We start from the raw sequence: 23,020 nt of genomic DNA, 5'->3' as shown, positions 1-23,020 counted from the left end.
CCTTACTTTAATATGCCCCAATTTTTAGCAACACTTGAGGAAGTTTTTAATTTTAGCTTTAATTTTACTATATTTTCCATAATATTTCTAGCTTTTTTTACAAAATTTTCACATAATTCATCTTTTACTTCAAAAATTAATTCATCGTGAATTTGCAAAATAAGCCTTGTATCATTGTCTAAATACTTATAAAATTCAAGCATTGCAAGTTTTATAATATCTGCTGCACTGCCTTGCAAGATTGAGTTTATACTTTCTCTTTCAAACATAGCAACTTGCATTGAATTTGCATTTGAAAAATCAAAATAACGTCTGCGTCCAAGTAGTGTGCTAATATAGCCCTCGCTTTTTGTTTTTTTCTTAATCTCTTCAAAAAAGCCCTTAATGCTAGTAAAATTTGCAAAATATTTTTCTATATATTCTTTTGCAAGACCTGCATCAATCTTTAAACTTTCACTAAGTCTTTTATAGCCCATGCCATAAATTAAGCCAAAATTTATACTTTTTGCCACGCTTCTAGTGTGAAAATCGCTATAACCAAAAATCATAATCGCCGTTCTTGCATGGATATCCTCATCGTTTTCAAAGGCTCTTAAAAGCTTTTCATCTTGACTAAAATGTGCCAACATTCTTAATTCTATTTGAGAATAATCAAGGCTTATAAAACTATAGCCATCCTCTGCTATAAAACATGATTTATAATCCTTTGCATATTGACCATGAGCTGGGATATTTTGTAAATTTGGGTCCTTTGATGCAAGGCGACCAGTAACCGTTCCTGTTTGTAAAAAGCTTGAATAAATTCTTGATTTTTCATTTTCTTTTGCAAGTTTTAACAAGGGCTCACAATAAGTTCCTACTAGCTTTGCTAACTCCCTATAAGCTAAAATTTTACCAACTATTTCATGCTTACCTAAAAGCCTACTTAACACGGCTTCATCTGTTTTATAACCTGTTTTTGTTTTAGCCTTGCTATCGCTTAAATTTAATTTTTCAAATAAAATTTCACCTATTTGCTTAGGAGAATTTATATTAAATCTTTCACCTGACAAATTATAAATTTCTTCACTCAAAATTTTAATCTGTGTTTCAAATTTACTCATTAATAAAGAAAGTGCATTTATATCAAGTTTTATTCCGTTATCTTGCATCATAATCAGTACTTTTATAAAGTCAAATTCATAATCTTGTGCAATTTTTAATAAATTTTTGTCAAGTTTTTTCATAAAATAAAGATAAAATTTCAAGGTTATAAAGGCATCCTCACTTGCATACTCACAAGCTTTTTCAAGGCTTACATTTGCAAAAGTTTCACCATTTTTTACTAAATCTTCAAATTTTAAGGTCTCATAATCAAAAAGCCTTTTTGCTAACTCATCCATGCCACAACGCAAACTTGAATTTTCAAGCCAGGCTAAAATCATCGTATCAGCGTATTTTAATGGATAGTTTATATTAAAATTTTCCTTGATTATCTTAAAATCAAATTTAAGATTATGCCCTATTACAAAATGCTTAAAGATAAGTTCTATTGCTTGTTTTGCTACTTCAAAACTAATTTGCTTTTTAACGCCTAAGTATCTGTGATTTATAGGAACATAAAAGGCCCTTTCTTCGTTAAAACAAAAACTAAAACCAACTATTTTAGCACTTCTTGCATCAAGTCCTGTAGTTTCAGTATCAAAGGCTATTATGCTATCTTCGTTTAAATCTTGTAAAATTTTTATTAACTCGTTCTCATCATTCATTAAAATAGGGCTAAAACTTAAATTTTGCTTTGTTTTTTCCTTGTTATCTAGCTTTTTAATAAGATTATTAAGTTCATATTTTTCTAGTATGTCAAGTATCTTTAAGAGTGGTTCTGTATCTGGAAAATTTGCATTTTCAAGTATATTTTCTAAATTTACATTATCATAAAGTGTTGCAAGTTTTTTGCTTAAAAAGGCTGATTCTTTGCTTTCTAAAAGCTTTTGTTTGGTTTTTTCATTTTTGATTAAGAGCAAATTTTCATAAATATTTTCTAAATTATCAAAATCATCAAGTAATTTTTTAGCCCCCTTTTCTCCTATACCCTTAACCCCTGGAATATTATCAGCACTATCTCCACAAAGTGCTAAAAAATCAATAATCTGACTAGGCTTAACCCCAAATTTTTCATAACAAGCTGTCTCGTTATACTCTCTTTTTGAAATAGGGCTATAAATGCTTACCTTGCCATCTTTTATAAGTTGATAAAGGTCCTTATCAGTGCTTACAATGCGAACAAATATATCCTTATCCTCGCAAAATTTCACAATAGAAGCGATTATATCATCAGCTTCGTATTTTTCCCTTGAATAACTTGCAAAACCCATTCTTTCAATCATTTGTATACAAATTGGAAGCTGGGCCTTTAATTCTGGTGGAGGTGGGGTTCTATTGCCCTTGTAACAATCAAATAACTCACTTCTTAAAGTAGGTCCCTTGCTATCAAGTGCAAAGATTAAAAAATCGCTTTTATATTCTTTTTCTAAGCTATAAATAAAATTACTAAAACCTGTTATCATCGAACTTGGCTCGCCCTTTGAGGTACTAAGTCCTTTAAGAGCATAAAATAAACGAAAAAAAAAGCCAAAGCTGTCAATTAAAGTTAGTGTTTTCATGGCACTCTTTCAATTAAATTTAGTGTCAATTTTGCCTAAAATTTGATTAAAACTTTATGATTTCGTAAAAATATAATAAAAAAAGACAAAAATAACGAACAAATTTTCCAAGACCTATAAAAATACAAGTTTTTAACAATGAATATTTAGCAAAGCCAAGCCCTAGTACAAAAATATCTCCAAATAATGGTAAAAAGCTAAAAAAGGCATAAAAAGCACCAAAATGATTAAAATTTTTATCTACCTTGCTAATCTTTTTTAAGGAATTTTTAAAATACCTTTCTAAAATTTCTTTTTTGCCAAGAAAAGCTAGTAAATAAGTAGTGATTGAACCTAGGCTATTAGCTAGTGTGGATGTGAAAAGCACCAAAAAGGGATTAAAATCAAAATTTAAAAAACTAAGTACAAAAAGCTCACTAGCTAAGGGCAAAAGCGTACTTGAGAGAAGGCACACTAAAAAAAGAGTAGGATAAGAAAGGGTATTTAAAAGCTCACTCACTATTTGTTTTTTAACTTTCCAACATTGTATTTTAAAATGTGTTTTATGTATTGATAAATTAAATCTTCTTCATTGCCAAAAGTTTCACGCAAAGCATTATGAAAATCACACCTAGTACTTGTATTGTATTCAAGTAATAAAATTTGTTTGTTATAATTTTCAAACATTTTTTGAATTTCATCTTGTTTTTGTAACATTTCATCTTTTATTGTAAGATTTTTAGTATCCTTTTTTACAGCTTGTTTAACTTCTTTTTTATTTTTTAATTTGCTAAGTTTTAACTCATCTTTTAGATTGTGATTAATATATCTATACAATTTTATTACTTTATCTTGTCCAAAATGCTTTGTTAAATTTAAATGAAGATTATTAAGATTATTTGAGTTATTTCTAATATTTAAAATTTCATCTTTATATTTTTTACAAAATTTTTCAATGCTAAGTTTATCATCACTAATATTTATCTTACCACTAACCAAATTTGAAACCGACTGAGTCTGTGAAGTTGTAGAAGTTGAAGTGGTCGGCAAATTCCTTTCTATTAAGTCCTTTTTCCTAATATAACTAATATTTTTTCCATAATTTTTAATCATATATTCTAAATTATTAAAAATCTTATCATCGCTAACTATGATAAATTCTTTATATTTTTTCTTTGAAACAACGAAACCTAGGGTTGTTAGAATTTGCTTATCAGCGTAATTTTCATTGTGATTATCAAAGGTATAAACCTTAAATTTATATTTGTTTAAAATATACAAACTCTTAAAATTTAAAGAGGTCCTTGAACAAGCAAAGATATGAAATTTGCTATTTTTATCTTCTTCATCAAAATTATGCTTTTCTAAAAAAAGATTTAAACTTATATTTTCTGCATTTATAAAATAAGCCCTCATTGCTATTTCTTTTGTTTTTTTTTTTTTTTTGCAAAATGCAAAAAATGCCATTTTAGCATAAAAATATTAAACCCCCTTTTATAAACAAATTTTTAAAAATTAAAATGTTACAAAAAAACTAAGTTTAAACCAAAAAATAGTATAATCAACATTCTAAATTTAAAACAAGGAGCAAAAAATGAAAGATAATAAGCAAGTTATCATATTTGACACAACTTTAAGAGATGGTGAACAAGCACTAAGTCAATCTTTAAATATTAATCAAAAATTACAAATAGCCCTTGCTCTAGAAAATTTAGGCGTAGATATAATCGAAGCAGGATTCCCGGTATCTTCTCCCGGTGATTTTGAGTCTGTACAAAGCATAGCAAAAAATGTTAAAAATTCCGTAGTATGTGGACTTAGCCGTGCTGTAAATAAGGATATTGATGCGTGTTACGAGGCATTAAAAGTAGCAAAAAGATTTAGAATTCATACCTTTATAGCAACTTCTACCTTGCATGTAAAAGATAAGTTAAAAAAGGATTTTAATGAGGTAGTAAATATGGCTAAGAATGCTGTGATGAGAGCTAGAAATTATACTGAGGACGTGGAATTTTCTTGCGAGGATGCAGGTAGGACGCCTATTGATGATTTATGTCGCATGGTCGAAGTGGCTATAAATGCAGGGGCAAAAACGATTAATATACCAGATACTGTCGGCTATACCTTACCTTATGAATTTGGAGATATTATAAAAACGCTTTTTAATAGGGTTCCAAATATAGATAAAGCAGTTATTTCAGTACATTGCCATAATGATTTGGGAATGGCAACTGGTAATAGCCTTTCTGCTATAATGCAAGGGGCTAGGCAAATTGAATGTGCTATGAATGGCTTAGGAGAAAGGGCTGGAAATTGTGCCTTAGAAGAAGTAGTTATGGCTATAAAAACGCGTTCTAAATTATTTAATGGACTTTATACAAATATAATACACGAAAATATAGCTAAAACTTCAAAATTAGTAGCTGCCATTTGTAACGAACCTGTCCCTTCGCATAAGGCAATAGTTGGTTCAAATGCCTTTTCACATAGTTCAGGCATTCATCAAGACGGAGTTATTAAAAATCGCCAAACTTATGAGATTATCACGCCTGAAAGCATAGGCTTAAATGAAAATCGTATGCTTTTAACAGCCCGTTCGGGTAGAAATATGATAAAAACTTGCCTTGAAAACTTAGGCTATGCAGAAAATACCTATGATTTAGATGATATTTATGAGAGTTTTTTAAAACTTGCCGATAAAAAGGGGCAAGTGTATGATTATGATTTAGAGGCTCTAATGTTTTTAAGCCAAGAATTGCAAGAAAAACCAAGATTTGTGCTTGAAAATTTAAATGTTATAAGTGGTGGGGAAAATGTTATTCCTACAGCTTGCGTGCAATTAAACATTGATGGGTGTTCTAAAACAATGGCTGATATAGGCAATGGTCCTGTTGAGGCCGTGTTTAATTGCTTGATAAAATTAGTTGAGATAGATTGCAAGCTTTTAAATTATGTTATCGGGGCTAAGGGAAGTGGTGTTGATGCACAGGGTCAAGTTGATGTTGTAATGGAATTTCAAGGTAGAAAATTTCATGGAATGGGACTTTCAACTGATGTTATAGAAGCATCAACTCAAGCTTTTATAAATACTTTTAACGCAATAGCAAAGGCTATGCAAATAGAAGTTGTAAAAAGGAAAAATGCAGTATGAATTCTTACAAAATAGCAGTTTTACCAGGGGATGGCATAGGTCCATCGGTAATGAAAGAGGCTTTGAAAATTTTAAATAAAATAAGTTTAAAATATAACTTTGAATTGAAATTTAATGAAGCTTTAATTGGTGGTGCTTCAATTGACGTTCATAAAATAGCTTTAAGCGATGAAACCTTAAAACTTTGTGAAAACTCAGATGCTATATTATTTGGTTCAGTTGGAGGTCCGAAATGGGATAATTTACCCATAGAACAACGTCCAGAAAGGGCATCGCTTTTGCCATTAAGAAAGCATTTTAATCTTTTTGCAAATTTTCGCCCTGCTAAAATTTATAAGGGTTTACAAAACCTATCTCCTTTAAAAAATGAGATTGTAGATAAGGGAATGGATATTTTGTGCATTAGAGAATTGACTGGTGGAATTTATTTTGGAAAGCCACAAGGCGTTAAAGATAATGGAGATTGTGCCTTTGATACTGAAATTTACACAAGGACCGAGATTGAAAGAATCACACATACTGCCTTTAAAAGTGCTAGATTAAGAAGAAAAAAGGTTTGTTCTATTGATAAGGCAAATGTCTTGCAAAGTTCTATTTTATGGAGAAAGGTAGTTAGCGAAGTAGCAAATGAGTATAAAGATGTAAGTTTAGAACATATGTATGTTGATAATGCTACTATGCAACTTGTTAAAAATCCATCTCAATTTGATGTTATGCTTTGTAATAATATCTTTGGTGATATATTATCTGATGAAATGGCTATGATTACGGGTTCTATGGGAATGTTACCATCAGCTAGTATAAATGAAAAATCTTTTGGGCTTTTCGAACCAGCAGGTGGATCAGCTCCTGATATAGCACACTTAAACATAGCAAATCCTATAGCACAAATCCTAAGTGCTGCCTTAATGCTAAAATTTTCACTAGGTGAAGTTAATGCAGCTAATGATATTGAAAATGCTGTTTCAAAAACCTTAGAACAAGGAAAACACACAAGGGATTTAAATCCTAATAATGCCTTAAATACCGATGAAATGGGCAATGCAATCTTAGAAAATTTGGAGTAAAAAATGGGTAAAACACTTTATGAAAAGGTATATGAAAGCCATATTGTCTTTCAAGCACCAAATGAAATTCCAACCCTATACATAGATAGACATTTAGTACACGAAGTAACTAGTCCACAAGCCTTTTCAGGACTAAAACTAGCTAAAAGACAAATGGCAAGGCCTGATTTAACAATAGCTACAATAGACCATGATGTATCAACACAAAGTTCTGATTTAAACGCCTGTTCGCCTATGGCAAAAGAACAAATCACTACTTTAATGCAAAATACAAAGGATTTTGGCGTTAAACTCTTTGGAATGGGAGATAAAAATCAAGGCATAGTTCATATCATAGGACCTCAACTTGGCTTTACCTTGCCAGGTACTACTCTTGTGTGTGGGGATTCTCACACTGCTACGCACGGGGCATTTGGAGCACTTGCCTTTGGGATAGGCACATCAGAAGTTGAACATGTAATGGCTACACAAACGCTTAAACAAGCAAGACTTAAAACTATGAAAATTCACTGCTTTAACCATTTAGCAAAGGGCGTTTATGCAAAGGATTTAATACTTTATATAATAGGCGTTTTAGGTACTGCTGGAGGAACTGGATATTGTGTGGAATTTTGTGGTGAAAGTATTGAAAATTTAAGCATGGAAGGGAGAATGACCCTTTCAAATATGGCTATAGAACTTGGGGCTAAAGCTGCCATGATAGCACCTGATAATATTACCTTTGAATACATTAAGGGCCGTGTTTTTGCCCCGAAAGACCTTGACTTTGATAAGTGTATAAAAAATTGGCAAAATTTAAAAAGCGATGAGGACGCCAAATTTGATAAGATTGTAGAAATTGATTCTTCAAAGATTAGCCCTCAAATTACTTATGGTACAAATCCAGGACAAGTTATAGGCATAGATGAAAAAGTACCTTGTGTAAATGATTTTACAAATGAAGTAGATAAAAAAAGCCTAACAGATGCCCTTAAATATACTAAGCTTAAAGAAAATCAAAGTCTTTTAGGTGAAAAGATAGATGTTGTTTTTATAGGTTCTTGTACAAATGGTAGGATTGAAGATTTTAGGGCTGCTGCTAGTGTTTTAAAGGGAAGAAAAATTAGTCCAAATGTAAAGGCTTTAGCTGTGCCTGGTTCTATGTGGGTTAAGAATAAGGCAGAAGAAGAAGGGCTTGATAAAATTTTCATTCAAGCAGGTTTTGAATGGAGATTGCCCGGCTGTTCAATGTGCCTTGCTATGAATGATGATAAGGCACTTCCTGGACAAAGAGTAGCCTCTACTTCAAATAGAAATTTCGTAGGAAGACAGGGCAAGGATTCAATAACTCATTTAATGTCACCAGCAAGTGCTACAGCTTGTGCTATTGAGGGTGCAATTTGTGATGTTAGAACTTATTTATAGGAGAGAATATGCAAAAATTTATAACTCATAAAGGAATAGCCTGTCCTTTGAATTTCGCAAATATAGATACTGACCAGATTATCCCTAAGCAATTTTTGCTTTCTGTTTCAAAAATAGGCTTTGGAAAGCATTTGTTTCATGATTTGCGTTATTTGGATGATAAAGAAAGCGTTTTAAACCCTGAATTTAAACTAAATCAAGAAGCTTATAAGGGTGCTTCTATCATAGTTGCAAAGGATAATTTTGGCAATGGCTCATCAAGAGAACACGCACCTTGGGCATTAATGGACTTTGGAATCAGGGCTATAATTGCCCCAAGATTTGGTGATATTTTTAAAAATAACGCACTAGGAAACGGGCTTTTAGCCGTTGTTTTAACAGAAAAAGAGGTGGATTTTTTAATTGAAAGCCTAGAAAATAGCGATGATAAAAATATAGAAATTTCATTAATAGATAAAAAAGTATTTGCCTTTGGTAAGGAATTTAATTTTGAAATAGATGAATTTCATCAAAAATGCCTTTTAGAAGGGCTTGATACCATTGATTTAACCTTGCAATATAAAGAAAAAATAAAAGCTTATGAAAATAATTCATCAGTTTACTTAGTATAATTTGTTTTTTAAGAAAATTTAGGTTATAATATCTCTTAAATTTTATAAGGAGAATATATGAAAAAATTACAAAGAAAATATAAAGTTATTTATGTAGGCAAGATGGGTAGGAAAAGCAGACCCGATAAAAGCCCTATTGCTGAATATAGAAACTATCTAGCATGTTGCATGAAAAGAGGAATTCCTAGAAATGTTATGTTGCAAGCTATACAAGAATTTGACCCTAGATTTAAGGATTATGATGAGAATAAGCTAAATTTGTATTGTTCTCGTATGTTTAAAAGATTTCCTTTATTAAAAAGAGAAGAATACGACTTTTTGCCACCTCCTACGATAGATTAAATTTTTTGAAATTCTAAGAAATGAAATTTTTCATCGAAATTAAAAAAAAGGTATTTTGCTTGGTTTAACCACTCTTCTTTAAAATACCTTTTTAAAAGTTCTTCAAAGCCAAAATTTAAAAGGGCTACATTTTGTTTTTCAAAGGCCAAAAGCTTAAAATTATATCTTTTTAAAAGATAAAAAATATGATTGAAATTTACATTATAGGTTAAATCACTTTTTCCAAAAAACTCTTTTAAATCGCATTCAAAGGGATTAATAAGTTCATGTTTTTTAAAAATTCTTAAAGAAAAATCATTAATATTTTTTTTACCATAATCAAAACTAGCAAAAATAAATTTTTTAAAGGCTAAATTTAAATCTTCAAAAAAACCTAGCAAAGCAGTGCTAAATTCGCCCTTTTTTAAATTTATTTTTTTGCATTCTTTTAAAAGTTCTTTATCTATATCATCAAAATATATTTTAAAATCATCTATAAATCCCATTTTATCATTATCTATTAATTCTAGTGTAAAGCTGTCAAATAACTCGTTGCAAAAAATAAAGGCATTATCAAAGCTACATTTTTTAAGACTGTTTTTATGCAAAAACTCAACTCCTTCAAGGGTTTTTCTTTGCATTAAACGCAAATTTTCGTGAGGTTCTATTATAAAAAAGCTTATATCCTTAAAAATACTAGGTCTAAACATTAATAAAGCAGTTAAAAAATCCTTGCTTAAAAAGCCCTCATTTGCCCCTATTTCTATAACTTCACAAGGAAATTTTAAAATTTTATTATCAATTAAGCTTAAAAAATGTTTTGCTATAAGTGTCCCAAATAAAGAACCTACGCTTACGCTTGTGTAAAAATCGCCATCCTTGCCGATTTTTACGCCCTGTTTATAATAAAGTTCATGTAACCAAGTATTGAAAAATTGACTAAATTTCATTGCCAAAGCAAATTAAATTTTTCAATAAAATCAAGGGGGTCAACTTGCTTTGAATTTGCAAAAATTCCAAAATGCAAATGAGGCCCACTAACCCTACCAGTAGCCCCACTAAGTCCTATAATATCGCCTTTTTTTATTTCTTGTCCCACTTTAACATCAATTTGTGAGAGATGATAATATTGTGAGTAAATTCCATAGCCATGGTCAATTATAACCGAACCTCCAGCATAATATCTATCCTTTGCAATGCGTACAACACCTGAATTTGCTGCCTTTATAGGAGTTGGAGTTTGAGCTCTAAAATCAGTCCCGCCATGATAGCCTGAAAGCATGTTATTATAGACCCTTGCCTTGCCAAAATCACTTGTAATAACACTATTTAAGGGTTTTTCAAATTTACCATCAAAAAGTGCCTTATTTGTATAGCTTGTATATACAGCATTTGCCTCTTTTAACTCCTTGGCTATTCTTTCTTGTACTTCTTTTGGAGGATTAATCTTTTTTGGTTCAACTTGCAATTTTTCACTTTTATAATTACCTTGTAAGGTTTTTATATTAAAGCTACTAGTTTTATCCTTGTAAGTAGCTGTTATTTTTGTGCTTGTTGGAGGATTTTTATAAGAAATTCCAAATAAGGCCGCAACCTTATCTTCCTTACTAGGGTGTGCAAAAAATGGTAAATTCTTATCCCCTGCCTTTAAGCTTACTAAGTCTTTTTTGTCAAATTCTAAAAATAAGGCTTGTCCCTTTATTAAGCTTAAATCATCATAAGCGTGGCAGAAAATGGCGATTATTAAACTTAAAAATATATGTTTCATAAACTTAACTCCTTTATATCAGCAATTTTTAAAAATTCTTTGTAAATACTATAAACTAAGGCTTGGCGATTCGTTTTAAGCCTTGTATCATCGACATTTATCATTATCTTATCAAAAAAATCATCAATTAAAGGCTTTAGGAAAAATAAATTTTCAAGTCTAATTTGTATATTTGTTTGTTTAATGGCTTCTTTAAAGGCCTTAAAAAGCTTAATCTCAACCTCTTCAAATAAGCCCTCATCAATATCATTTTCAATCTTAACTACGATATTTGCAAGTCTTTTAAAGGTGCTAAAATTCGTTTCAAATTCATCTTTTTTACTAAGATTTATCAAGGCCTTAACGCATTCATTAATATAAATTAAATCACTATTTTTAGAACTTAAAACAGCACTCACAAAAGAAGCATTAACCTCATAAAAGGTATAAAGTCTTTCAAGTATGAATTCTTTTAAAATATCTATATCAAAGGCCTTATATGCACTTTTTGCTTGGTTTAAAAACTCATTTAAATCAAAATTTGAATTTAAATTTAAAACTATCTTAATAACCCCATTTGCAGCCCTTCTTAACGCATAAGGGTCCTTTGTCCCACTTGGAATTTTACCTATGCTAAATAAGCTTAAAAGCGTATCAAGCTTATTTGCTAAGGCTACTATGCTTGAAAACTCACTACTTGGCAGGGGTGAGTTTTCAGAATTTGGCAGATATTGTTCTTTAATAGCCTTGCAAATTTCATAAGAAAAACCCATATTTTTTGCATAATAAGCCCCCATAACACCTTGTAAATTCGTAAACTCATAAACCATTTGAGTAAGCAAGTCAGCCTTTGCGTAAGTTAAGGCCTTATTGATTTCATCAATTTTTTCATTATTATAAATTTTGCATAAAATTTTAGCTATCTTCTTTTCTCTTTCAACCTTATCATTCATAGAACCAAGCCCATCAAGATATGCTACATTATCAAGTTTTTTAGGCTCTAAACCACTTTGTAAGTCATTTTTATAAAAAAACATAGCATCGCTTAATCTGGCCCTTAATACCCTTTCATTGCCCTTAATTATCAAAGAATAATCATCACACACAGCATTACATATCGCTACAAAATGATTACTTAAAGTATTTTCATTAAAAACAGCAAAATAACGTTGATTTTCTCTCATAGAAGTTATAATAACCTCGCTTGGAATTTGTAAAAATTCCTTATCAAAAGTACCTAGCAACGCCTTTGGATATTCAGTAATAGCAACTACTTCTTGCAAAAGTTCTTCATCATTTGCTATTTTTATATTAAAATTATTTTCTAAGTGATTAAACTCGCTTATAATCTTTTCTCTTCTTTTTTCTTGATTTAAGATAATAAAATTTTTTTCTAAAAGTTTAAAATAATCTTGTATAGTGTCAAATTCAAGTAAATCATAGCTTATGCTTCTATGAATAAAGGTCTTTTTAGCACTTTTTACCCCATAGCTTTCAAACTCTACTAACTCATCTCCTAAGATACAAACAAAAGAACGAATTGCACGTATAAATTCAAAATCGTAAGCCCCCCAACGCATACTTTTTCCAAAATTTAAACCCTTTAAAAACTCTTCTATCATTAAGCCTAAACATTCTTTTGCGTTTTTGCCTTTAACTTGCTTTTGATAGTACAAAACCTCTTTTCCTTTAATCTCTTTAAAGCCTAACTCATTTTCACTAATATTAGCCTTTTGTAAAAAACTAAGTCCAGCCTTTGATAAAACTCCGTCTTTAAATGCTATTTCTTTTGGGGCTCCTATAAATTCTTCAAAACTTTCTTCTTGTTTTTCTTTAAAATTTTTATGAAAAAAAACTAATCTTCTAGGAGTATAAAAAAATTCAAACTCACTTTGCAAGCGATATTCTTTGAGAGTATTTTCCCAATTATTTTGAATTTGATTTAGGGTTTTTAATAATGGAATAGCAGGTAATTCTTCTACTCCAACTTCAATTAATAATTCACTCATTCTAACTCTTTCTTTATAATTTAAAAATTTTAACTAAAATTAATTAATCCTTATAAATGAGTTTGTAAAAATTCAATCAACATTTGAGCGTTATTAAATTCATTGTCTTTTAACTCATTTTGATACCATTTTGCATGATAATAAGGTATATTTGCATTCATAGCACATTCTCTATCCTTTAAACTATCGCCCACAAAAATACTTTTTTCAAAGATTGCTTCTTCGTGTAATAAATTTAGCATCATGGGATGAGGCTTAGGTTCCATATTTTCACTAACCCCTACAACCTTATCAAAAAAAGGTAAGATATTATACTTATTTAAAATGCGTTTTAAAGAACTTTGAGGAGCATTTGTAGCAATTGCTAAATAACAATTTTTCCCTCTTAAAAATTTAAGCACATCCATAACGCCTTCAAAAAGCACCACGCTTTGTTCATAATGCTTTACAAAATACCTTTCAAAGCCTTGTTTAAAGCTTTTGTGAGTAAAGTCATTTGCGTCATAAAGTTCCTTAGCCCAATCAATGCCAGGAGTATTTATAATACCATAAATTTCAGCCTTTGAAAGTGCTGGTAGTTTATTATCAGTCCTTATCTCATTAACAGCCATAGCAATGGCATTTGAACTATCAATTAAGGTCCCATCCATATCAAAAAATACATTTATCATTAAAAATCCTTTAAATAATTTTTGTGTTTTTCTTTTTTATTTTTGTTTTTAAGCTTGTCAAGGGCATTTGCAAGATTTAATAGCTCGCTTTTTTCCTTTGAAAAATCCAAACAAGCATTAACAAAATTTTCTAAACTCTTTGCATAATTAGCATTTAAAATTACTGCTTCATTTTTTTCAAAAAATTTCATATTTTTTAGCATCCTTTCTTTAAATTTATCCTTATCAAAATCATCTTTTTTTAAAGTATTTACAGCAACGCTTGCAAATTTTTCTAAGCTTCTTATATATTTTACTCGCTTAGCCTTTTCGTTATTTTTTATAAATTTTTGCGAATCTTGCATTCTAGGGCCTCTTGTATTAGGGTTCTTGCTACTACTTTTTCAGAACTTACTACATGAATATTTTCATCTATGCTTGAAAAAAGTAGCTTTTTATATGAGCCATTTACTTGAATAATCGTATCAATAGGCTTTTTAAAATGTGTTAAACACTCACAAATCATTTCAAGCTTAACCTCGTTATTTATAGTAATAATGGCAACAGCACACTCTTCTATATTTGCTATCTTTAATGTTTCTTCTTGGGTAGCATTTGCAAAATATACATTTTCGCCACGACTTACCCCAAGTTCTACCAAATTTAAATCACTTTCTAAAACCAAATAAGAAACACCTGTATTTTTAATCCTTTGAACAACCTCTTGTCCTAAGCGACCATAACCAAAAATTACTAAATGATTGCTAGGTTTATTTTCTGGCAATCTTTGCTTTATATTTTCATTGCTTGTAAAATCTTCTACAATATCAGTTATCTTGCTTATATGTTTTAAAACAAAGGGTGTTAAAATCATTGTTAAAATAGCTGTTACTATTAAAATTTGAGCTGTATTAGCATTAATCATATTTTTTGCTTGTAAAAGAGCAAATATAGCTAGGGCAAATTCCCCTATTTGCATAGTAGAAAAGGAAGTTTTCAAGGCACTTCTTTTTTTAGTAAATAAACATAAAAAACCAAAGCTAATTACAAATTTAGCCACTTGCACAGCTACAAATAAAAACAAAATCATTATATAATTTTCAAAAACTATATTAAAATTTATTTGCATGCCTATAGTTATAAAAAAAAAGCCAAGCAAAAGGTCTCTAAAGGGGATTAAATCTGCTTCAATTTTATGCTTATATCTTGTTTCAGCTATTAAAACCCCTGCTATAAAGGCTCCCAAAGAATAAGAAAAGCCAAAATCATGTGCTAAAAAACTAGCCCCTATTACTATAAATAATATTGTTAGTATAAAAATTTCTTGGCTAGAAGCCCTAATTACAAAGCGAAGCATTCTATCAAGTAGATATTTTCCTATTAAAAAAAGCATAGAAAATAAGATTATAACGCTAAATAAAGTCGTTAAAATAAGCTTTGCTATGTCTTGGTTGTTTGATGAAAAAACGTCGACTAATAAAAGTAAAGGGATAACTGCTATATCTTGAAAAAGTAAAATTCCAAGTGCCTTTCTGCCGTAAGTATTATTAATATCTCCATTATCATTTAAAATTTTAAGCACTACAGCAGTTGATGAAAGGGCTAAGGCAAAACCTACAATTAAAGCTGTTTTGTCGTTTAAATTTAATATATAAGCAGCTATAAAAAAACAGGTTATTCCACAAAGTAGCATTTGAAAACTACCATTTAAAAAAACCTCTCTTTTCATTGCCATTAAATGACGAAAAGAAAATTCAAGCCCTATGCTAAACATTAAAAAAACTATACCAAATTCAGCAATATGAGAAAATTCCTCGCTCCCACTAAAATGATAAAGTTGTGATATAATAATACCTGCTATTATGTAGCCAATTATAGTTGGCAATTCAAATTTTTTAAATATAACATTTAAAACAATAGCACTAAAAGATGCTATTAAAAAGGCTTTTAAAACAATATCCATTAAAGTTTCTCGTAAAATATCAAATCAAAGCTATTTTTTCTTTCTACAACAGCCTTTGATTTATCTCCATTTTCTTTTTTGCTAAGTTCTAAACGCAATTCTTCTACCAAATTTTCAAATTCTTGTAATTGACTTTTAAGTTTTAAAATCACATCAACACCTGCTAAATTTACTCCCATATCACGAGTAAGCCTTAAAATAAGCTTGATTCTATCTATATCCCTTTGAGAATAAAGCCTTATTTTGCCATCTGTTCTACTTGGTTCTACAAGCCCCTCTCTTTCGTATTGTCTAAGTGTTTGAGGGTGAATGCTTAGCACCTTTGCAACTACACTTATTAAATAAACCGGTTCATCGTAATTATGCTCCATCTTTAATCCTTAGGTAAATTCTCATCCAATAGTTTAACAAATTTTTCGTCCAAACTATCAAGTTTAGGTAAAACAATATTTAAAATTAAATATAAATCTCCATAAATTCCCGTTTTTCTATTTTGAACGCCAAAGCCCTTAAGGCGAATTTTTTGTCCATTTTTTGAATTTGCAGGAATCTTAACGCTAACTTCTCTTTTAGGTGTTTTGATATTTAATTTTGCACCAAAAAAAGCAGTATGCAAACTAATATCAAAATTGCGGCTTAAATCATCCTCGTCCCTTTCATAAATGTTACTTTTTTCTACTTCAAGCTGTATGATTAAATCCCCAACATTTGAACCACTCTTTTTGCCCTTGCCACGAACTCTAAGCTTTTCTCCATTTTTCATACCATAAGGAATTTTAATCTTAACATTTTCGCCATTTAAATTTATGCTATATTCTCCGCCTAAAATAGCCAACTCAAAAGGTATACTAAGCTTAGTATTTTTATCTAAATTTTCTTCTTCAAAACGCGACTTAAAACCAGAAAAGCCATTTGATTTAAAGCCTGAAAAATTGCCACCTCTATTAAATTCACTTTCACCAAAATGTCTATTAAATATATCTCTTATAATATCAGACATATCAACCCCACCAGCATTTCTTGTAAAATCGTGAAAACTTTGCCCACCAAACATAGAATCGCCATATTTATCATATTGGGCTCGTTTTTTAGGATCGCTTAAAATTTCATAGGCTGCGTTAATCTCTTTAAATTTATCCTCTGCACCTTTTTCTTTATTAATATCAGGATGATATTTTCTAGCTAACCTCCTATAAGCTTTTTTTATCTCATCGCTACTTGCATCCTTAGCTATGCCAAGAGTGTCATATAAACTATTACTCATATTTTTAAATCCTTTGAATTTTGCAACTATTATAACATAAAACTTTAGCCTTAGTCAATCAAGTTTAATTAATTTTTTAACTCAAGTTTTTTTTCATTTACAAATGAGAAAAGTTTTAAGCTTATACTTGCAAAATAATTTCTTAAAGAAAGGAAAAATTATGAAAAAAATATTTTTATGCACCAGCCTTGCCTGTGCTTTGTTTTCAGCAACTATTAATATTAATGAAGCCCCAAGTAATGTAAAACGCATTAATCCTACACAAAATGATGAAATTCTTTCTTATTCTAGTTCTATTCAAAATGTTAAAAAATCAGTGGTTAATATATCTACTTCAAAAACAGTTACTAGAAACACTAGAAGTGCCTTTGATGATTTTTTTAACGACCCTTATTTTAAACATTTTTTTGACTTTAATATGCCTCAACAAAGAAATAATCAAGAAGTGGTTAGTTCGCTAGGTTCAGGCGTTATTATCTCAAAAGATGGCTACATTGTTACAAACAATCATGTAGTTGATAATGTAGATAAAATCACGGTTACTCTGCCAGGTAGTGATACAGAGTATCAAGCAAAGCTTATAGGAAAGGATTCTAAAACGGATTTAGCCGTGATTAAAATAGAAACTTCAAATTTAAATGCTGTTAGTTTTGGAAATTCTGACGAGCTTTTAGAAGGGGATGTAGTATTTGCCTTAGGTAATCCTTTTGGCGTTGGTTTTAGCGTTACAAGTGGGATTATATCAGCACTTAATAAAGATAACATAGGCTTAAATCAATACGAAAATTTCATTCAAACAGATGCATCTATTAACCCTGGAAATTCAGGGGGTGCCTTAGTAGATAGTAGAGGGGTGCTTGTTGGGATAAACTCAGCCATTCTTTCAAGAAGTGGAGGAAATAATGGCATAGGTTTTGCCATTCCTTCAAACATGGTAAAGGATATTGCTAAAAAACTTATAGAAAAAGGCAAGATTGAAAGAGGCTTTTTAGGCGTTACAATAGCCCCATTGCAAGCTGATAGTAAAAAGGCTTATAAAAGCCAGGAAGGGGCATTAATAACTGAAATTCAAAAGGGTTCATCAGCTGATTTAGCCGGACTTAAAAGAGGGGATTTGGTAACAAAGGTAAATAATAAGGTTATTAAAACTCCAACTGATTTAAAAAATTACATAGGCACACTTGAACCTGATCAAAAAATAACTATTTATTTTGAAAGAGATGGGGAATTTAAAGAACTTAGCTTTATGTTAAAAAGCGATGAAGTAAATAATACTAGCACTCAAGAAAGCTTAATCGAGGGTTTAACCTTGAAAAATTTAGATGCAAGTGATAGAACTAAGCTTAAAATCACAAATGATATAAATGGGGTTTTGGTTACAAAGGTAAAAGAAAAATCACTAGGTCAAGAAACAGGCTTTAAAGCAAATGATATAATCATTGCTGTTGGTCAATTAGAAATTAGAAATTTAAATGATTTAAACACAATATTAAAGCATAAAAAAGGCTTGTTAAAAGTTTGGGTTTATAGGAATGGAAGTGCAAATTTATTGATATTAAAATGAAAGGATTATCCTTTCATTTTAGATTTTAGTTTAAAATTTATAAAATTTTTTTAAAGGAATTTTAACATGACAAATATCCTTATGATAGAAGATGATTTAGAATTAGCAGAGATTATAGCAGAGTACTTAGAAAAATTTGATATGAAAGTTGATATAGCACATGAACCATACATAGGCCTTTCTAAACTTGCCTTAAAAGAATATCAATTAATAATATTAGATTTATCCTTGCCTGGACTTGATGGACTTGAAGTTTGTGAAGAAATTCGTAAAAAATACGATACCCCTATTATTATATCAAGTGCAAGGCATGATATAAGCGATAAGGTAAATGCCCTTGAGCTTGGTGCTGATGATTATCTACCAAAGCCTTATAATCCAAAAGAATTACAAGCTAGGATTAAAAGTCATTTAAGAAGAATTTATAATACAAAATCAGCCATTGAAAAAAGTATAAAAGACTTAATATACGACCAATATAAACATATTATCACTATGAAAGGGCAAGAATTGGTATTAACAAATGCTGAATTTGATATTTTAAGCTATTTAATCAAAAAAGAAGGTGGAGTTGTAAGCAGGGAAGAATTAGTTTATAATTGTTCATCAATTGGAGAAGATAGTTCAAATAAAAGCATAGATGTTATAATAAGTAGAATTCGTCAAAAAATGGGAGATGACCCAAAAACACCAAAATATATCCATTCTATACGTGGTATAGGCTACAAACTTACTCAATGAATCGCTCGTCAATCTTTTATATAATCACCTTTGTTTTTATCTTAACAGGGGTGAGTGTTGTTTTAGCCTTTTTATGGCTTATAAAATACGACCAGCAAAATTATACAAATGAATTAAATAACAAATATAGCTTAATTGCAAATGTTAGAATTTGGCACTTAAAAGGCTTGATTGATGAAAATCAATTAAAAGAAAGAACTAAAAATTATGATTCTTTAAAAAAGATTAACATACCAAAAGAAATAAGAGAGGTTTTTCGTTTAGGAGAGGTTTTATATACCGATAAAGTAGATAATGGCATAGTTCAAATCATATCTTATAAGCAAAGTGTTTATTTGAATATCATATATAATGGCGTAGTACATCTTTATAAGGACGAGGATTATCAAGGTTATAGATATGTGGTTTTTAAGATAATCTCAGTGGTTGTTATTTGTATAATTATCTTACTTTATGCCTTTGTTTTGAAAAAAATCAAGCCTTTAAGGACCTTAAAGATACAAATTGACAAATTCGCACAGGGCAAATTAAATGAGATAAAAAACATAAGCACGGGCTTTGATGAAATTTCACAGGTTGGCGATGCCTTTTATCAAGCTACTAGACAGATAGAAAAACTAAATCAATCTAGGCATTTTTTTATAAGAAATATGATGCACGAACTTAAAACGCCTATCACTAAGGGGCTTATCACCCTTGAAATGCTTGAAGATACAAAATATAAAGAAAGACTTGCAAATATTTTTAATAGACTTGAAATTTTAATAAATGAATTTGCTGCCATTGAACAAATCACCTCAGGGGCTACCTTTATCAATCGTAAAAAATACAATATTTTAGATATCTTAGATGAGTCAAAAGAAATTGCTATGATTGATGAAAGCAATGTCCAAATTTTTATGAATGAAAGTTTTTTTGTAAATGTTGATTTTAAACTCTTTACAACAGCTATTAAAAATATGATAGACAATGCCATAAAATATTCTCAAGATAAATTCTTACAAATTTATATAAAAAGTGATTTTATTTGCTTTAAAAACAAGGGCAATAAACTAAACAACTCCCTTGAATACTACACTCAAGCCTTTACGCAAGGTTCAAAACAAAAAGATAGCTTTGGCCTTGGTCTTTACATAGTAAGCACCATACTAGAAACACATGGCATGAAGCTTACTTATGAGTATAAGGATGAAATGAATTTATTTTATTTTAATAACCTAAATAAGATACGAAAATAAATTTAAAAGATAAAAACATATAATACTAAACAACTTTACGCAAAAATACCTTTTTTATCGACTTTAATTTTAGCTACTTCCTTGATAATATCCCAATTTTCTTTATACATTTGGACATCTTTTAGCTTAACTTTCTTACATTCTTCATCGCTTAATTTGTCTGCGTAAGTCATTGGAATAATATAACAAAATCCCACTTGTTTATCCACAGCCACATAAATATCACAATCTTTTTGTGTAATCCTTTTTCCACGATTTCTTTCGTGAGTATAATCTATTCCTTGACCACCTCTGTCTCTATCCTTAAAACTTATGATATTTCCTGTTGAAATTCCCCTTACTTGAATGCGTAAAAGCGTGTTTTCAAAATCTACTATCCGTCATACCTGCTACTTCTAACATCTACATTTGAGGCATTGAATCCAGCCAAAATCGCCCTTGCCAAAAAAAAGAAATTGGGCACTATCACCAGCATTAGCAGTCATTACTCCAGAATTTATATGCAACAAATTTGTAGAAAAGCCATCGATAGAAGCTAAATACAAAGCTTTTTCTAAAATTTTTTCAAGCTTATTTTCTATAAATTTAAATTTATCTTTTGCTAAGACATTTTGAATAAAATCAAGATTTACTTGTTTTAATTTTTCAAAGTCAATTAAATGCCAAAGTTCTAAAAAAATACTTATTTCTAAAAAATTTTATAAATCTGCCTTATAAAGAATTTCTTCATTGGCAATTTCTACGATTTTACTTTTTTTATATTCCATATTAGCAAATTTTTCTAAAAGAGTATTTTTAAAATCCTTTGAATTTATTTTTTCAATAAAGCAATTTTTTAAATATTCTTTCACTTGAATTTCATTAAAATCACTATGCACTAAGCTATCTTTGAATTTATCGTTTATTTTGACAATATTTTCCCTAACAAACTGCTCTAATGTCATCTTTTACAACTTTTTTAATTTCTCTTGCAATCGCTTCTATAACGCTAATTGAAACACTATTACCAATTTGTTTATAAATCGTTGATTTAGCTAAATGAGGCGGAAAGCGAAAACTCTCACTAAAACCTTGAAACCTCGCACATTCTCTTGGAGTTAATTTTCTAATATCTACGCTATCAATTATCAAAGGCACATTATGCCCGCCTGTTCCCATATTTGCAGTTAGTGTTGGACAAAGATTAGATTTATTTTCTCTTACATAATGCCTTCGCCATTGATAGAGCGTATGAGGATTTTTCATCTCAGCTTTTAGTTTTGGATAATACTTACTTTTAGTATAATAAAACTCATCATTTACGCGTTTATCTATAAAATCTGTAATTTTTCTTTTTAAGGGCACTTTTTGTGGAAAACAAAATTTTTCATACTTTGCAAAATCTAAAAATCCAATTATATAAATTCGTTCTCTATTTTGTGGAATATTGCCATATTCAGCAGTATTTAAGACTTTATATTTTAAATGATAACCTAAATTTTCAAGCTCGCTTTTAATGATTTTAAAAGTGTTTTTCTTATCGTGATTAATTAAATTTTTAACATTTTCTAAAAAAATAATTTGTGGCTTAAAATGCTTCAAATATCTTATTATTTCAAAAAATACATTTCCGCGCTCATCTTTGAATCCTTTTTGATAGCCAGCAATGCTGAAGGCTTGACAAGGAAATCCAGCGGTTAAGATGTCAATATTTTCAAGCTCGTTTAAATTAACTTTGCTTAAATCATTATTGATAATTTTATTTTTATAATTTAAGGCGTAAGTTTCGCAAGCTTTTGAATCAATCTCTATCGCCCAAGCCGTATCAAAACCACACTTTTTAAAGCCAATTTCTATACCACCAATTCCTGCAAATAAACTTCCTATATTCACTAAATTTCCTTATTTTTACTACTTTTAAGAAATCAAAAAATATTATTACAAAATTTTACTAAAAAGCCTTTTAAGAAAATCTACTGCTTTTTAAATTTAGCATTACAAAGCATATAAATAGCACGAAGTAGACCATAAAGTACATAAACACTAACTACTATTACAACGCTTTCAAGTGGATAAAGATAAAGTATTGAAAAAGAAATTATTAAGCAAACAAGGACTTTTAAAACACTTGAACGACTAAAATCTATCTTTTTAAAGCTAGGATAGCGAATATTGCTTACCATTAAAAAACTAAGCAAGGCTTGTAAGATTAAAAAGATGGTATCATAATCTCTTAAAAAATCATAACTCACATAAGCATAGGTATAAATAGCACTTACAATGGCAGCTGTAGGGATTGGTAGCCCTATAAAAATAGAAGGTTCATAAGTACCTGTTGTAACATTAAATCTTGCTAAGCGAATGGCCCCAAAGATTACAAAAAAAGCAGTAATTAATGCCCCAAACCTACCAAAATTAATGCCTATACTAACATAGAAAAAAATCGCAGGAGCTACGCCAAAGGCTACTAAATCAGCCAAGGAGTCAAATTCAACCCCAAATTTAGAAGTAGAATTTGTAAGTCTTGCTATCCTACCATCAAGTCCATCACAAATCAAAGATAAGATAATATAAAGCAGGGCCTTTTGGTAATTACCTTGCAAAGAAGATATGATTGAAATAACGCCTAAAAAAGCGGAGGCTGCTGTAAATAAATTTGGTAAAATATAAATAAGTTGTAATTTTTTCAT

The 23,020-nt window shown here is 29.9% G+C and carries 24 protein-coding genes; 8 read left to right on the top strand and 16 right to left on the bottom strand.

Annotated elements, in window-relative coordinates; translation table 11 throughout:
• Positions 1–2: 2 nt before the first annotated feature.
• From polA to FMM58_RS00395, 3 genes are read right to left on the bottom strand one after another with little or no spacing between them, the layout of a single operon-like run.
• Positions 3–2,642 carry a DNA polymerase I gene (gene polA, locus FMM58_RS00405; protein ID WP_150139351.1) on the bottom strand — a complete coding sequence of 880 codons (2,640 nt, stop codon included), beginning with the start codon at positions 2,640–2,642 and terminating at the stop codon, positions 3–5.
• Between the two features lie 46 nt (positions 2,643–2,688).
• Positions 2,689–3,144, bottom strand: coding sequence for a YqaA family protein (locus FMM58_RS00400; protein WP_150139349.1), 456 nt, complete (start codon positions 3,142–3,144; stop codon positions 2,689–2,691).
• Entirely contained in the window at positions 3,141–4,037 is an 897-nt protein-coding gene (locus tag FMM58_RS00395; protein ID WP_150139347.1) for a hypothetical protein, read from the bottom strand. The genes FMM58_RS00400 and FMM58_RS00395 overlap by 4 nt, the downstream gene beginning before the upstream one ends.
• A 178-nt stretch (positions 4,038–4,215) precedes the next feature.
• On the opposite strand from FMM58_RS00395, the gene leuA reads away from it, so the two are divergent.
• The 5 genes from leuA to FMM58_RS00370 are packed head-to-tail and all read left to right on the top strand — an operon-like array spanning position 4,216 to position 9,196.
• Positions 4,216–5,772, top strand: a complete 1,557-nt coding sequence (gene leuA / locus FMM58_RS00390) for a 2-isopropylmalate synthase (protein WP_150139345.1) — start codon at positions 4,216–4,218, stop codon at positions 5,770–5,772.
• The gene (leuB, locus tag FMM58_RS00385; RefSeq protein ID WP_150139343.1) at positions 5,769–6,839 is read left to right on the top strand and encodes a 3-isopropylmalate dehydrogenase; all 1,071 of its coding nucleotides are present in this window, start codon (positions 5,769–5,771) and stop codon (positions 6,837–6,839) included. Before leuA ends, leuB begins: the two co-directional genes overlap by 4 nt.
• A 3-nt stretch (positions 6,840–6,842) precedes the next feature.
• Positions 6,843–8,243, top strand: coding sequence for a 3-isopropylmalate dehydratase large subunit (leuC, locus tag FMM58_RS00380; protein WP_150139341.1), 1,401 nt, complete (start codon positions 6,843–6,845; stop codon positions 8,241–8,243).
• Positions 8,244–8,251: 8 nt separating this feature from the next.
• A complete protein-coding gene (leuD, locus tag FMM58_RS00375; RefSeq protein WP_150139339.1) occupies positions 8,252–8,854 on the top strand; it encodes a 3-isopropylmalate dehydratase small subunit in 603 nt (200 codons plus the stop codon).
• A 57-nt stretch (positions 8,855–8,911) separates the two neighbouring features.
• Positions 8,912–9,196: a hypothetical protein gene (locus FMM58_RS00370; protein WP_150180259.1), complete on the top strand. Its 285-nt coding sequence runs from the start codon at positions 8,912–8,914 to the stop codon at positions 9,194–9,196.
• Here the strand turns inward: FMM58_RS00370 and FMM58_RS00365 are convergent.
• Genes FMM58_RS00365 through FMM58_RS00330 form a run of 8 tightly spaced genes read right to left on the bottom strand, consistent with a single transcriptional unit; the run spans position 9,193 to position 16,808 of the window.
• Positions 9,193–10,125 carry an SAM-dependent methyltransferase gene (locus tag FMM58_RS00365; RefSeq protein WP_150139336.1) on the bottom strand — a complete coding sequence of 311 codons (933 nt, stop codon included), beginning with the start codon at positions 10,123–10,125 and terminating at the stop codon, positions 9,193–9,195. The genes FMM58_RS00370 and FMM58_RS00365 overlap by 4 nt on opposite strands.
• Entirely contained in the window at positions 10,122–10,943 is an 822-nt protein-coding gene (locus FMM58_RS00360) for a M23 family metallopeptidase (protein WP_150139334.1), read from the bottom strand. Before FMM58_RS00360 ends, FMM58_RS00365 begins: the two co-directional genes overlap by 4 nt.
• On the bottom strand, positions 10,940–12,931 hold the full coding sequence (glyS, locus tag FMM58_RS00355) for a glycine--tRNA ligase subunit beta (RefSeq protein ID WP_150139333.1): 1,992 nt from the start codon (positions 12,929–12,931) through the stop codon (positions 10,940–10,942). Before glyS ends, FMM58_RS00360 begins: the two co-directional genes overlap by 4 nt.
• Before the next feature lie 50 nt (positions 12,932–12,981).
• A complete protein-coding gene (locus tag FMM58_RS00350; protein WP_150139331.1) occupies positions 12,982–13,602 on the bottom strand; it encodes an HAD family hydrolase in 621 nt (206 codons plus the stop codon).
• On the bottom strand, positions 13,602–13,946 hold the full coding sequence (locus FMM58_RS00345) for a hypothetical protein (protein ID WP_150139329.1): 345 nt from the start codon (positions 13,944–13,946) through the stop codon (positions 13,602–13,604). The genes FMM58_RS00350 and FMM58_RS00345 overlap by 1 nt, the downstream gene beginning before the upstream one ends.
• Positions 13,922–15,544, bottom strand: a complete 1,623-nt coding sequence (locus FMM58_RS00340) for a cation:proton antiporter (RefSeq protein WP_150139327.1) — start codon at positions 15,542–15,544, stop codon at positions 13,922–13,924. Before FMM58_RS00340 ends, FMM58_RS00345 begins: the two co-directional genes overlap by 25 nt.
• Positions 15,544–15,915 (bottom strand): heat shock protein transcriptional repressor HspR, encoded by a 372-nt coding sequence (locus FMM58_RS00335; RefSeq protein ID WP_150180258.1) that lies wholly within the window; start codon positions 15,913–15,915, stop codon positions 15,544–15,546. Before FMM58_RS00335 ends, FMM58_RS00340 begins: the two co-directional genes overlap by 1 nt.
• 2 nt (positions 15,916–15,917) lie before the next feature.
• Positions 15,918–16,808: a DnaJ C-terminal domain-containing protein gene (locus FMM58_RS00330; RefSeq protein ID WP_150139324.1), complete on the bottom strand. Its 891-nt coding sequence runs from the start codon at positions 16,806–16,808 to the stop codon at positions 15,918–15,920.
• 160 nt (positions 16,809–16,968) lie between these two features.
• On the opposite strand from FMM58_RS00330, the gene FMM58_RS00325 reads away from it, so the two are divergent.
• From FMM58_RS00325 to FMM58_RS00315, 3 genes are all read left to right on the top strand, one after another.
• The gene (locus FMM58_RS00325) at positions 16,969–18,372 is read left to right on the top strand and encodes a DegQ family serine endoprotease (protein ID WP_150139322.1); all 1,404 of its coding nucleotides are present in this window, start codon (positions 16,969–16,971) and stop codon (positions 18,370–18,372) included.
• A 66-nt stretch (positions 18,373–18,438) separates the two neighbouring features.
• Positions 18,439–19,113 carry a response regulator transcription factor gene (locus tag FMM58_RS00320; RefSeq protein WP_150139320.1) on the top strand — a complete coding sequence of 225 codons (675 nt, stop codon included), beginning with the start codon at positions 18,439–18,441 and terminating at the stop codon, positions 19,111–19,113.
• Entirely contained in the window at positions 19,110–20,351 is a 1,242-nt protein-coding gene (locus tag FMM58_RS00315; protein WP_150180257.1) for an ArsS family sensor histidine kinase, read from the top strand. The genes FMM58_RS00320 and FMM58_RS00315 overlap by 4 nt, the downstream gene beginning before the upstream one ends.
• A 35-nt stretch (positions 20,352–20,386) precedes the next feature.
• On the opposite strand, the gene FMM58_RS08840 is transcribed toward FMM58_RS00315, so the two are convergent.
• The 5 genes from FMM58_RS08840 to pssA form a co-directional block, all read right to left on the bottom strand.
• Positions 20,387–20,566 (bottom strand): hypothetical protein, encoded by a 180-nt coding sequence (locus FMM58_RS08840; protein WP_223810426.1) that lies wholly within the window; start codon positions 20,564–20,566, stop codon positions 20,387–20,389.
• A gap of 180 nt (positions 20,567–20,746) precedes the next feature.
• Positions 20,747–20,896, bottom strand: coding sequence for a hypothetical protein (locus tag FMM58_RS08835; protein WP_223810425.1), 150 nt, complete (start codon positions 20,894–20,896; stop codon positions 20,747–20,749).
• A gap of 153 nt (positions 20,897–21,049) precedes the next feature.
• Positions 21,050–21,295, bottom strand: coding sequence for a hypothetical protein (locus tag FMM58_RS08830; RefSeq protein ID WP_223810424.1), 246 nt, complete (start codon positions 21,293–21,295; stop codon positions 21,050–21,052).
• A complete protein-coding gene (locus FMM58_RS00305; RefSeq protein WP_150180256.1) occupies positions 21,273–22,223 on the bottom strand; it encodes a DNA cytosine methyltransferase in 951 nt (316 codons plus the stop codon). Before FMM58_RS00305 ends, FMM58_RS08830 begins: the two co-directional genes overlap by 23 nt.
• Before the next feature lie 80 nt (positions 22,224–22,303).
• Positions 22,304–23,020 carry a CDP-diacylglycerol--serine O-phosphatidyltransferase gene (gene pssA / locus FMM58_RS00300; RefSeq protein WP_150139314.1) on the bottom strand — a complete coding sequence of 239 codons (717 nt, stop codon included), beginning with the start codon at positions 23,018–23,020 and terminating at the stop codon, positions 22,304–22,306.

The sequence above is a fragment of the Campylobacter sp. LR291e genome, from assembly GCF_008633915.1.
Lineage (GTDB): Bacteria > Campylobacterota > Campylobacteria > Campylobacterales > Campylobacteraceae > Campylobacter_D.
The sequence above is the reverse complement of the archived record's forward strand: the minus strand, read 5'-3'. Positions and strand labels throughout refer to the sequence as shown.